We start from the raw sequence: 12,551 nt of genomic DNA on the forward strand, positions 1-12,551 counted from the left end.
TTTTGTATTGATTGAATCAAAGTTTGAGTTGTGAGTGATGCCTCAATGAGCCGACAAAACAAAAGGGCTCCAGAGTTACCTCTGGAGCCCTTTCTAGTATCTAAGTGCTAAAGAGTTAGCGACGCTTTGGTTTACGTTGACCAGTTGGTTTGCCTTGTGCTTGTGGGCGACCTTGGCCTTGCGGCTTGCTACCTGCCGGGCGGTTTGCACCGTTGCCGCTAGGACGTTGGCCGTTGCTTGCAGGGCGTTGACCACCTGTAGCTTTACCCGAACCGTTACGGTTGCCAGATGGTTTACCATCTTTTGAACCGCCTTCAGAGCGTTTGTTCAAATGACCACCGAAGCCTGGTTGGTTTTTGGTATGTTTGGTTGCAAAGCGGTTTGCCCCGTGACGACCAGATTTACGACGTTGCGCAGGTGTTTGTGCTTCAATGTCTTCTGCAGGAACGAGACAGCCTTGTTTGTCACCAATCAAATGTTTTTTACCCATACTGACTAGGGCTTCACGGATCATTGGCCAGTTTGCTGGATCGTGATAACGCAACAGCGCTTTATGCAGGCGACGTTGACGTTCACCTTTTGCTACAGGTACATCTTCACGTTTTTTGTACTTCACGCGTTTCAGAGGGTTTGTCTCTGAGTAGTACATCGACGTTGCGTTACACATTGGCGAAGGGTAGAAGTTTTGTACTTGGTCACATTCGAAGTTGTTCTTTTTCAGCCACAGAGCAAGGTTCAGCATGTCTTCGTCTTCTGTGCCTGGGTGCGCAGAGATAAAATAAGGGATTAAGTACTGCTTCTTGCCTGCTTCTGCACTGTATTTCTCGAACATCTCTTTAAAGCGATCGTACGTACCCATGCCTGGCTTCATCATCAGATCAAGAGGACCTTTCTCTGTATGTTCCGGTGCAATCTTCAAGTAACCGCCTACGTGGTGAGTCACGAGCTCTTTCACGTATTCTGGTGATTCAATCGCAAGGTCGTAACGTACGCCAGATGCAACCATCACTTTCTTCACGCCTTCAACTTTACGCGCTTCGCGGTATAAATCGATCGTGTGTTTGTGGTCTGTGTTTAGCTTGTTACAGATGCCCGGGAATACACAAGAAGGACGACGACAGTTCGCTTCCGCTTTTGGATCTTTACAGCCCAGGCGGTACATGTTTGCAGTCGGGCCACCAAGATCGGAAATTGTGCCGGTAAAGCCTGGAACTTTGTCGCGAATTTCTTCAATCTCGTTGATGATAGACTCTTTCGAACGGTTTTGAATGATTCGACCTTCATGCTCGGTAATCGAACAGAAAGAACAGCCACCAAAGCAACCACGCATGATGTTCACAGACGTCTTGATCATGTCGTACGCAGGAATTTTTGCTTTGCCGTACATAGGATGAGGAACACGCGCGTAAGGCAGGCCAAACACAAAGTCCATCTCTTCGGTCGTCAATGGAATTGGAGCTTGGTTTACCCAAAGTTCACGATCACCATGGCTTTGAAGTAACGCTCGACCAGAGTACGGGTTCGTTTCTAAATGCAGTACACGGCTTGCATGCGCATAAAGAATGCGATCGTTTCTTAGCTTTTCAAACGAAGGTAAACGGACCGCAGTCGTCGCAGCATCGTGGCGTGATGGGCGAATTGTGATTGGTTGTGCAACTGGCTCGTCTTTTTTGGTTTCACACTGAGTTTCTACTTCGTATGGGTTCTTTGGTACGAACGCTTCTTTACGAGGTTTTTCAATGCGAGAAGAATCAATAACCGTGTAGCCTTCTGGCGCCGCTGGCAAGTTCACGGCAGTACCACGAATATTGGTCATGGTGCTGATGTCTTCGCCGTTTGCGATGCGATGTGCTACTTCGACAAGTGCGCGTTCTGCGTTACCAAAAAGTAGGATGTCTGCTTTTGCATCAAATAGTACCGAACGGCGAACTTTATCTGACCAGTAATCGTAGTGCGCAACACGGCGTAGGCTGGCTTCGATACCACCTAAAACAATAGGTACTTCTTTGTAAGCTTCACGACAACGCTGAGAGTAAACCAAAGTCGCGCGGTCTGGGCGTTTGCCACCTTCGTTATTTGGTGTGTACGCGTCATCGTGACGAAGTTTTTTATCCGCGGTGTAACGGTTGATCATGGAGTCCATGTTACCCGCAGTGATCCCGAAGAACAGATTTGGCTTACCAAGTTGCATGAACGCATCTTTATTTTGCCATTCTGGTTGAGCAATGATACCGACACGGAAACCTTGTGCTTCTAGCAGGCGGCCAATGATAGCCATACCAAAGCTTGGGTGATCCACATAAGCGTCACCGGTTACAATGATAATGTCACAGCTATCCCATCCTAGGGCATCCATTTCTTTGCGACTGGTCGGCAAGAAAGGTGCCGTACCAAAACACTCTGCCCAGTATTTTTTGTACTCATGAATAGGAGTGATGTTATTGGTCATATTTTGCTCTCTGTTCCAGGGAGCGCGAATTATAGCGATTTGATTATCAGGTATCTATAACAAACTCATCTATTCCAGCTTAGTTCATCGAGTTTTATTTGGTTTGTAAAAATATCAATGATCTATCGGCGATTTTCTGTCTAATTTCACCTTGAAAGCCTCATGGTTATAGATCGGTTCATGAAAAATGTCGCAATCTTAATACAAAGCATAAGCAATGGTGTGCTTATGTGGGGTAAAGCCTATAATCAAATTAGTGCATATTAAATGCAAAAGGCTGAGCTGCTCTGGAAATAGTTCTAAGTCGATAGGCTTATCGTTGACACAATCCATCTATAAAGAGGATCGGCAGGTCCCAACTGGAATGTCGCGAATTGACTGTGAATTTTGAGCCTTGGGCTAATTACAAAAAAGGGGCTAGGGTATGAGTGAATCTACGACAACAGTGCATCCAAAAATGCAAACGACTTCCAGTCTAACTCCTGTTATAGAGTGGTCTTACGATATTGATACTCGCGAGTTCGAATGTGATCAGCAAGGAATGGCAAAGGCATTTGGGATAAGTACGCCAGTAACCAGCCTAAATAACTTGTTTGATCATATGCTGATGGGGCAACAAGAAACGCTAAAACAACGAATTCTAGAAGTGGAACTCTTTGGCGGACGGGGGCGGTTTTCTTGTTGCATGATGCTAAAAAACGTTAACTTAGTGCACGTTACTATTAGTTTTGAAAGGCTCAATAAGCGCATTATCCAAGGCACTATCATTCCACAATTAACAATCACTGGTTGCGAGGAGTTAGCGAAAATCCTCGAAACGATTTTTGATTTGCCAAATGTAGGCGTTTTAGTTGCCGATGAAGATACGCGCATCTTAGGTTGTAACCGTGCCTTTGAGTTACAAATGGGCTATCAAAACCGAGATCTGGTTGGGCTTAAAACTCATATATTCAGTACCTCTCACCATAGCCAAGCGTTTTATGAGCAGCTGTGGCAGCAAATTAATGATGAAGGATGTTGGTGTGGTAACTTGCTGAGCAAAACAGCAAATGGTAGCAACCAAGCTCATCATCTTTGTATTTACCGACTTACGTTTCACTCTGGACGAATTCTTTATCTCGGATTTTCTACGGATATTTCTGCTTCGTTGTTGTGGATGAAAAATCGTTGTGAACAACAGCATGATTGGGCTGCCTTTTTACCAACGAGGAAAGAATTTGAACTCCAATTAGCTAACTTAGCGAATGAAAGCAGAAATAAAGAACTCAACATTGTTATGACACTCAGACCCAAGTTTTCGGAGAGATACTTGCTTGAACAGCAATTAGGTTTTGCAGATTTTATTATGCGAAGTCGCTACACCAGTATTGCGGGGCAGTTATCTCGGGATGTGTTTGTCGTATGCTTGCAGACCCCTCATTGTCAATGGTTGAGCCCGGTTCGTTTGATCCAAATTGCCATGAAAGGGTTCTTTAATGAGCTTAGAAATGAAATGGGCACAAAAATGCATGCCACTATCGTTAAAGGCCAAACTGGTGTGTCAATCCTTGGCTATGATACGAACCGACCAAGACAAGCGCTAGCACATGCAGCGCAAGCGATGTTGTCCTCTATTTCCGGTGAAGGCAGCTATTTCAACTTTTACGACAGTGAACTTCACTCTGAATTAGTGAAGCGCCAACATCTCGAGGCGTTTTTGGAGGCGCAAATAGAGAGTGGGCTAGTGGACGTTTACTTTCAACCGATTATCGACGTTCAAACCGGAAGCGTGGTTAAGTTCGAGGCTCTCGCACGCTTCTATGATGAAAATGATGCGTATTGTACGCAAAAGATGATCGCTATTATTGAAGATCTAGAACTCATAGCGGCACTTGATGATGTGGTCTGCCAAGCTGCGTTGAAGCACTTTCCGCGCTTACAAGAAATTTATGGCGAGGAAGTGGGCGTGACCATCAATCGCTCCCTCAATACGAAATTGGATTCTCTTCAGATCCTTCAGCGGTCGCATGATTTGATTAAAGCCAGTGGTGTAGACCCTAAGCGAGTAACTATCGAGCTAACAGAAACCGCGTATTTTGAACAAGATGAGGAGCATACTCGAGCTCTAGAGGAAGTGCGGAAAGAGGGCATTGAGATCGCGATTGATGACTTCGGTACTGGGTATTCTTCTTTTTCTTATCTAGAAAAAGGGCAGTTTGATTTACTGAAAATAGACCGAAAATTCGTCAAGAACATTCATAAAGGGAGCACCAGCTATAACATTGTTAAAATGGTCACCGAGCTTGCACAGCAAATGAATGTAAAAGTGGTTGCTGAAGGCGTGGAATCTAAGCAAGAACTTCAAGTATTGGCAGAAATCGGTGTCGATTACATGCAGGGCTTTCTATTTTCTGCTGCCGTGCCTGTCGATTTGATGGATAAAGCGGACAGTTATGAGCATCTGTTCTCTGACATCGCGATTGAGTCTAAGCAAAGTGATGTGTTGCAATCTGTGAGCCATGAACAAGTCAGGTCTATGGACCCTGGAGAACCGCTCTCCTTGGCAGTGGAGTACATGAATTTGAATCCAAGCTCGCCTTTAGTTGTTCTCAATGAAAATCGTTGTGTTGGGTTAATTACGAAAGAGACGGTGAATTTACACCTAACGCCTTCGATGGGAACAGAGCGAGAAACTGAACGAGAAAGCCGAATTTGGAAACGTCCTGTTAATCAGATAATGAGCACCGAATTTGTGTTGGTTGATGAGGATTTACCTGTCTCTGTTATTCGAGAGTTGGTTAAAACCGGCATCCGTTTCCCTTGGGTACTGTGTAATACCAAAGAAGAGTACCGTGGAGTTTTAACGCAGGAAGATGCGTTGAAGTATCTTGCTTCTCTGTGAATAAAATTGTCTTACCGTTTTAGCTCATTTGGGGGCCGACTTTCGGTGGTTTGGCGATAGTTGATTTGATATTATCGCCCCCCAAAATGACTTTTGAGCGTGCATTCAACATGATTCAACAATTGCTGGTTACTTTCCCTCCGATGCTATTTGGCGCACAAGCGCTACTGACTTTGCTTCTAATCAAGGGCGATATTTGTCCTGGTCAGCGAGGACGTCTTCATAAAATGTTGCCTGCAGTAGCTGTATTGTGGCTCGCTGTTGCGTCACTTCGCATTGAAGCATTTATGATCGTGTTTGCTATTTTCTACTTCTATTCTCAGGTTCAAACCAAGAAAACGCGTGAAAAAGGGCCACTATGGGCGATGCATTTAGCGAATGGTTTGGCCTTTGCGTATGTAAGTATTCAGGTATTTGAGCAATCAAGCTGGCCAGCATCGATAGCGATGGCGCTAATGATATTTTTCCTTGGGGCGTCATTTTCTCAATTGCTACTTACGATAGCTCGCAGCAGGTTACAGGCATTTCACCGCATTTTACCAGTTACTGGCATTGTGTCTGGAATGCTATTAGTCATCGCAACGTTGTTTGCTTCTTACCAGTTAAATGAAGCCACACTAAACGCTGCGACACAGCCGATCTTGCTGTCTTTAGCTATGCTAATTTCTTCAATTATTGTGTGGTGTTGGCATATTTTTACGCATAAGAAACCAGAAAAGGTGCAACTGAGCGTTGCCTTGTTTCTAGCACTCGCGTCGATGACGAGCCTGCAAGGTTTATTCTCTCTCGCGGCTTAACCTCTATTCTAAAGACAAAGCTAGACAGCTTATATCCAAGTGCTTTCTTGGTGCTTGGGTATAAGGTGATCACGTTTTAGATCGCACTCACTTTAAATTCGCGTGATTACTACTACGCTTGTTTATATACCTTGTCGAAGAGGAGAGTCGCGATGGATTTAAGCAATGTAGGTAATCTGGACAGCACTATTTTGCTAGGTATCGTCAACGAAAAGCTACGTTTAGAGTGCGACAGTTTTGACGAGTTAGTATCAGTGTATGAGATGGATGTAGAGTCTGTAGTCGGCAAGCTTGATATGCTCGGTTATCAGTACGATCCATTGACTAACCAATTTAAAGCATATCAACGCTAAGCCTTTCATAACCCAAATCTTTTAAGCCACCTTGATTCCGTCAAGGTGGCTTTTACATTGTAGCCTCGCGGTTGCGAAAAAAGCTTGTAAGTAACGCTTCTCTTTCTCTGAGTGACGCGTTGCTGCAAACAAGCGACGCCATAAGCCTTGGCCGAAAGGTTTACTGGTAATAAGACCTTGGCGAGAAAATTCAGAAATCGCCCAATTGGGTAGTGCCGCCACCCCTAATCCAGCAGAGACCATCTGAACTAGCATGAGAGTATTGTCGGCTTGCTTCCATTTCGCAGGTTCTATTCCTGCTGGCTGAAGAAAGTGTTTTACGACGTCTAGCCTTTGTTTTTGAACCGGATAAGAGAGCATGGTTTGATCTGCGAGATCTTGCGGATCAATAATTTCTTTTTCCGCCAATGGGTGGTTGGTTGCGGTAATTAAACGCATTTCAAAGTCGAATAGAGGCTCGTAGTGGACTTCAGATCGAGGTTGGATATCGGAAGTAATAACGAGATCGAGTTCGCCTGCCAATAGAGCAGGGAGTGGTTCAAAGCCAAAACCAGAGGAAAAGTCCAATGTTACGCTAGGCCAAGCAAGTTGGTACTCCCTAAGTGCAGGCATTAGCCATTGGAAGCAAGAGTGACATTCAATGGCCATATGTAATCGGCCATTGACGTCCTCTTTCAAGCTCGCTAAATCATTTTCTGCTCTTGCGAGTTTCGGAAGGATATCTTCTGCAAGACGCAATAGGATTTCTCCCTCTGAAGTGAACTTCACCGGACGAGTCTTTCTCAGGAACAGTTGCCCTCCAATTCGCGCCTCCAAATCTTTGATCTGATGAGACAGTGCCGACTGAGTGAGATGCAAAGCGGTCGCTGTCGCCGTTAGAGAGCCAGTGTCTCGAAGCGAAGTGAGTGTCCGCAAATGTTTTAGCTCTATCATGAATTCCTTTCATCCTTTGTTGCTCGCTATGAACAGAATAGCAATCGTGTAAATAACTTAACGACAAAAAATGGATATGTAAACGTCTAGACGTCTATTTGTTGTTTTTATTTGCGAATCATGTCGCTTCATGATGAATTTTTTTAATAAACAAGTTGAATAAATGGACGTTGTTCTAATATCAGATGAGAGCGATAGTTTAGCCATCCAGACATCTCATTCTTTACCGAAAGATGCTCTGATCCAAACAAATTGAACAAAATTGAGAAAGGAATAGGGACATGGCGACAACGACTCACATACTAGGTTATCCACGCATTGGTGAAAAAAGAGAATTAAAATTCGCTCAGGAGAAATACTGGCGAGGAGAAATTGATCAAGCTGAGCTTAAAAAGGTTGGGGCAGATCTACGCGCCAAAAACTGGCAAACACAAACGGATGCTGGTCTGAGTTTTGCCACCGCTGGCGACTTCGCTTGGTACGATCATGTACTGACGACCACGTTGCTATTGGGTCATGTGCCAAAGCGTCACGCTGATGGTTTCCCTAACCTGGATACGTTGTTCAAAGTGGGTCGCGGTCAATCTCAGGCGGGTTGCAGCTGTGCGGGCGCTGCGGCATCGGATATGACCAAATGGTTCAACACAAACTACCATTACATTGTCCCTGAATTCAGCAAGGACGATACGTTTGAAGTGAGCTGGCCGCAACTGTTTGAAGAAGTCAACGAAGCGCTTCAAGCTGGCCACCAAGTGAAGCCTGTTTTGCTTGGTCCAGTCAGTTACCTTTACTTGGGCAAAGAGGTCGAAGAAGGGTTTGACCGCTTAACCCTGCTACCACGCTTACTTACTGCTTACCAAGCTATTTTGGCAAAGCTAGCAAGTCAAGGTGTTGAGTGGGTTCAGATTGATGAGCCAATTTTGTCACTGGAGCTAGAAAGCAAATGGGCTGATTCGTTTAAGCTAGCCTACCAAGTGATTCGAAGCGATGTAAAAGTGCTGCTAACGACGTACTTTGACTCCGTAAGCGATACGCTAGACAAAATTGTAGAGCTACCGGTGGATGGTTTGCATATCGATTTATCTGCCGCCCCTCAGCAGCTTGACGATGTGGTTGCCAAGTTACCGGAGGGGTGGGTGCTTTCTGCTGGCGTTGTGAATGGTCGTAACGTGTGGCGTTCGGATTTAAGTGCTCAACTCGAGCGTCTACAGCCAGTCAAAGAGAAACTGGGCGACAAACTTTGGGTTGCCAGTTCATGTTCTCTGCTACATAGCCCTGTTGATTTAGCACTGGAAACAGAACTGAGCGAAGAAGTAAAAAGTTGGTTTGCCTTTGCAAAACAAAAAGTGGCAGAAGTCGCCTTGCTTGGCCGAGCGCTCGATGGTGATCAAAATGCGATTCTCGCTTGTGATACCTATAGCCAGCCAATCAAAGCGCGCAAGACAGCAACACATGTGAATAAACCTCAAGTACAAGCGCGTTTAAACCACATTACCGCGTCACTTGCCGAGCGCAGCGTACCTTATGCAGAGCGTGCTGCGCATCAAGCTGAAGTATTGGGCTTGCCTTTGTTGCCAACAACGACAATCGGCTCTTTTCCTCAAACGGGTGAAATCCGGGTGCAGCGCAGCGCTTATCGTACAGGTCAGTTATCTGAGTCTGAATATATCCAAGCACTTAAAGGACATATTGCTGACGCAGTAAAACGTCAAGAGGCGCTCGACCTAGATGTGCTTGTTCATGGTGAAGCAGAGCGTAACGACATGGTGGAATACTTCGCTGAGAACTTGGCGGGTTTTCAAACGACCAAATTTGGTTGGGTACAGAGTTATGGTTCTCGCTGTGTGAAACCTGCCATTGTAGTTGCTGACATTGAACGTGAAAAACCGATCACAGTTGAATGGTCGACGTACGCACAATCGCTAACCAGCAAACAGATGAAAGGCATGTTGACTGGACCAGTAACGATTTTATGTTGGACGTTCCCACGGGAAGACATCACACGTCAAGAAATTGCGCAGCAACTTGCTTTGGCACTACGTGATGAGGTGTCTGACCTGCAAGATGCAGGCATCAATATCATTCAAATTGACGAGCCAGCCATTCGAGAAGGTTTACCACTCAAAAAACGCGATCACAAAGCGTACTTAGAATGGGCCGTAAATGCGTTTAAGGTCTCTGCGGCAAGTGCAAAACCAGAAACTCAGATTCACACTCATATGTGTTACAGCGAGTTCAATGAAATCATTGATTCGGTTGCGGCACTCGATGCGGACGTCATTACCATTGAAACATCTCGCTCAAATATGGAGCTGCTGAAAGCATTTGAAGAGTTCAATTACCCGAACGAAATTGGCCCTGGTGTTTATGACATTCACTCACCAAACATTCCTACGGAAGAATGGATTGAAGGTTTAATCAAGAAAGCGGCAGAAAAAATTCCGGCTCAACGTTTGTGGGTAAACCCAGATTGTGGTCTGAAAACACGAAACTGGAAGGAGACAGAAGCCGCATTGGCAAATCTGGTTTCAGCGGCGAAGAAGCTCCGTGCTGAGCTGGCATAACACATCGTTACAGCAAATAAAAACGGAGACTGTGGTCTCCGTTTTTCTATTCTTAATTGTTAACTTTCGTTTTCAGATTATCCAATAATAGCGAATCATCGTCTCATGCCGAAAGCAACAAAAATTACTGTAGCTACTTCACCTGAGTACAAGTCTGTGCGGAAACCAACTCATCTGCCATCAACTGACCGCGAGAATTACGTACTTTAATACGATACATCAAGCCCATATCAATTTGCTTGCGAACTTCTGGGTTGCTGCAGTAGGTATAGATACTGGTATTCAGTACTTGATTTAACGGCTTTGCACCGAGTGCGCCATCGTTATAAATCATCATCATCTCTACAACATTTTTGTTGGATGAGACACGCATTATTTGCAGTGGACCGTACTCTAAAGGGAGGCCCGCTGACAAGACTCCTGCTCGGTTTGATGCCATAAGCTCAAGTTGGCGCTGATTATCATCGGTTGATGAACAGCCAGCCAGAGCACCAAATACCAAGAAAAGACACAGTAATTTTTTCATAAATTAAAACACTTTTTTGAACGGTTTCACGATTACATTATCGTAAACACCAGCCGCTACGTAAGGATCGGCTTCTGCCCACGCTTTAGCATCCTCTAGAGAGGTGAATTCAGCGATGACAGTTGAGCCCGTAAATCCAGCTTCACCAGGATTGTCAGAATCTATCGCAGGCATCGGACCAGCTGTAAGAAGGCGACCTTCGTCTTGTAGCTTTTGTAAGCGATCCAAGTGTTGTGGGCGAACGCTCATGCGTTTTTCCAACGAGTTCTCAACGTCCTGTGAAAAGATGACATACCACATAGCATAGTTCCTTAATTGGTAGGGTAAAGTGTTAATTTAACGCCTTTTTTGTGTCTCTCACAAGTGAACAACAGAAAATGTGAGATCCTTTCTAACTGTTAGCGTTGTAGGTTGACTAATTCTGAACCGGACGTGGTTTACCTTCACTGTCAATGGCTACGTAGTTGAAGGTCGCATCACAAACCATGAAGCGTTCGCCAACACCGTGAGCTTTGACGGGTTTGACCCATACTTCCAAATCGACACTCATGGATGTGCGGCCGATCTTAGTGCATTCGCCGTAGCAGCATACGACATCGCCCACACCAACAGGTTTTTTGAACGTAATGCTTGATACCGAAACGGTGACAACGCGACCACAAGAGATCTCTTTTGCCAGAATCGCGCCTGCTAAGTCGAGCTGAGACATTATCCAACCGCCAAAAATATCGCCATTGGCGTTTGTATCTGCAGGCATTGCAAGGGTACGAAGCAGCATTTGACCTTTCGGAGAGCTAATTTCTTGACTCATTGTGACATCCTAAATCTTAAAGGCGCTCAAACTAAGCGCCAACATAGTAAATACCTAGAACCAAAGGTCCTTAAAAAACCGCAGATACCGGACCAGAGAAAGTTGGTTTACAGCAGCAAGAATGGTCTGAAAACGGTACGTTGTTTGAGCGGTTTACTGATACATGGAGCAAAACAGCGACCCTAAGGTCGCTGTGAAGTCGCGGATTATAGCAAAACTGAGTTTTTAATCATCAGTGGACACATCGGATGAGTTATTTTTTTGTTCTTTTGGCATGTGTTTATAAATGTAAAAGCCAGTCACAATCATGTAGGCAAATGTCGCGATCAACATTCCAAATACTTTGAAGTTAACCCAAACATCCAACGGCAATTCGTAAGCAATATAAATATTTAGGCCAGCGAAGAATGAGAAGAAGCCAACCCAAGCCCAGTTAATCTTTGCCCAAACAGCGTCAGGTAACGTAATTTCCTTGCCTAGCATACCTTTGATAGCTGATTTTCCCAATGCGTGGCTCACTGCTAAGCCAATCGCCAGAATCGCGTAAATGATGGTGACTTTCCACTTTATAAAATTGTCGTCGTGGAAGAAAAGGGTCATGCCGCCGAAGATAGTGACGATAACAAATGTTATTAGCTGCATCTTTTCGACTTTCTTATACAGCGCGTAGGTGACGACAAGTTGAATGGCTGTTGCTACGATCAGTGCACCTGTCGCCACGTAGATGTCGTACAGCTTGTATAAAGCGAAGAAAACGATGAGTGGTATAAAGTCTAGGATCTGCTTCATGATGGCAAAATCTACCTAATTATTGAATTGAAGACAGTCTAACGGAATCTGACAAGATGTGAATACTGAGGAAGTTAAGGTAAGAATAGTAACGCTTAGTATATCGTACAGCCCGCAAGCTTCTTCCACGTCGAAACAGCAAATGGAAGGAATAAAAATTGCCGCGTGAAGCGGCAATAGAGTTGAGAGTTTTAAACCTTAAGCCACACGTTGATATTGGGAAATAAGCGTTTTTACATCTTCTAAATAGCCTTCCCGCAGTAAGTTATCGACCGTTGCTTCTAGCTCTTCGAGAGACATCGTGAAGCAAGTGGATTTACCAGTCATCAGGGTCAGATATTGATGATACTCTTCTTCTGTATAGTGGCCTAAGCGATCAAGTAACAGTGTTTTGATTCCATGATGAATCAAGCCGTAGTATGTATGTCGATGAAGTAACATGGCGATC

General features: G+C 44.8%; 11 protein-coding genes. 4 read left to right on the plus strand and 7 right to left on the minus strand.

What is annotated here, in order from left to right; translation table 11 throughout:
- Positions 1-115: 115 nt before the first annotated feature.
- Complete coding sequence (locus tag R7O03_RS20760; protein ID WP_054574765.1) at positions 116-2,449, minus strand: YgiQ family radical SAM protein; 2,334 nt, start codon at positions 2,447-2,449, stop codon at positions 116-118.
- 424 nt (positions 2,450-2,873) lie between these two features.
- On the opposite strand from R7O03_RS20760, the gene R7O03_RS20765 reads away from it, so the two are divergent.
- The 3 genes from R7O03_RS20765 to R7O03_RS20775 all read left to right on the plus strand — a co-directional run bounded on the left by R7O03_RS20765 (position 2,874) and on the right by R7O03_RS20775 (position 6,480).
- Positions 2,874-5,330: an EAL domain-containing protein gene (locus R7O03_RS20765; protein WP_318131992.1), complete on the plus strand. Its 2,457-nt coding sequence runs from the start codon at positions 2,874-2,876 to the stop codon at positions 5,328-5,330.
- An 86-nt stretch (positions 5,331-5,416) separates the two neighbouring features.
- Positions 5,417-6,127 carry a hypothetical protein gene (locus tag R7O03_RS20770; RefSeq protein ID WP_005376761.1) on the plus strand — a complete coding sequence of 237 codons (711 nt, stop codon included), beginning with the start codon at positions 5,417-5,419 and terminating at the stop codon, positions 6,125-6,127.
- Between the two features lie 152 nt (positions 6,128-6,279).
- Positions 6,280-6,480 (plus strand): DUF4250 domain-containing protein, encoded by a 201-nt coding sequence (locus R7O03_RS20775; protein ID WP_005376762.1) that lies wholly within the window; start codon positions 6,280-6,282, stop codon positions 6,478-6,480.
- A 21-nt stretch (positions 6,481-6,501) separates the two neighbouring features.
- Here the strand turns inward: R7O03_RS20775 and metR are convergent, their stop codons facing one another.
- Positions 6,502-7,413 (minus strand): HTH-type transcriptional regulator MetR, encoded by a 912-nt coding sequence (metR, locus tag R7O03_RS20780; RefSeq protein ID WP_005376763.1) that lies wholly within the window; start codon positions 7,411-7,413, stop codon positions 6,502-6,504.
- 281 nt (positions 7,414-7,694) lie between these two features.
- On the opposite strand from metR, the gene metE reads away from it, so the two are divergent.
- Complete coding sequence (gene metE, locus R7O03_RS20785) at positions 7,695-9,977, plus strand: 5-methyltetrahydropteroyltriglutamate--homocysteine S-methyltransferase (RefSeq protein ID WP_318131993.1); 2,283 nt, start codon at positions 7,695-7,697, stop codon at positions 9,975-9,977.
- Between the two features lie 133 nt (positions 9,978-10,110).
- Here the strand turns inward: metE and R7O03_RS20790 are convergent, their stop codons facing one another.
- From R7O03_RS20790 to R7O03_RS20810, 5 genes are all read right to left on the minus strand, one after another.
- A complete protein-coding gene (locus R7O03_RS20790) occupies positions 10,111-10,503 on the minus strand; it encodes a GspS/AspS pilotin family protein (RefSeq protein ID WP_005386726.1) in 393 nt (130 codons plus the stop codon).
- A gap of 3 nt (positions 10,504-10,506) precedes the next feature.
- The gene (locus R7O03_RS20795; protein ID WP_318131994.1) at positions 10,507-10,803 is read right to left on the minus strand and encodes a YciI family protein; all 297 of its coding nucleotides are present in this window, start codon (positions 10,801-10,803) and stop codon (positions 10,507-10,509) included.
- 115 nt (positions 10,804-10,918) lie between these two features.
- A complete protein-coding gene (gene yciA / locus R7O03_RS20800; RefSeq protein WP_005376768.1) occupies positions 10,919-11,314 on the minus strand; it encodes an acyl-CoA thioester hydrolase YciA in 396 nt (131 codons plus the stop codon).
- Between the two features lie 225 nt (positions 11,315-11,539).
- On the minus strand, positions 11,540-12,103 hold the full coding sequence (locus R7O03_RS20805; protein ID WP_085569781.1) for a septation protein A: 564 nt from the start codon (positions 12,101-12,103) through the stop codon (positions 11,540-11,542).
- A 198-nt stretch (positions 12,104-12,301) separates the two neighbouring features.
- Entirely contained in the window at positions 12,302-12,544 is a 243-nt protein-coding gene (locus R7O03_RS20810; protein ID WP_017634694.1) for a hypothetical protein, read from the minus strand.
- Between the last annotated feature and the right edge of the window lie 7 nt (positions 12,545-12,551).

Origin of the sequence: Vibrio sp. Vb2960, from assembly GCF_033337665.1 — a bacterium.
GTDB classification, from domain to species: domain Bacteria; phylum Pseudomonadota; class Gammaproteobacteria; order Enterobacterales; family Vibrionaceae; genus Vibrio; species Vibrio alginolyticus.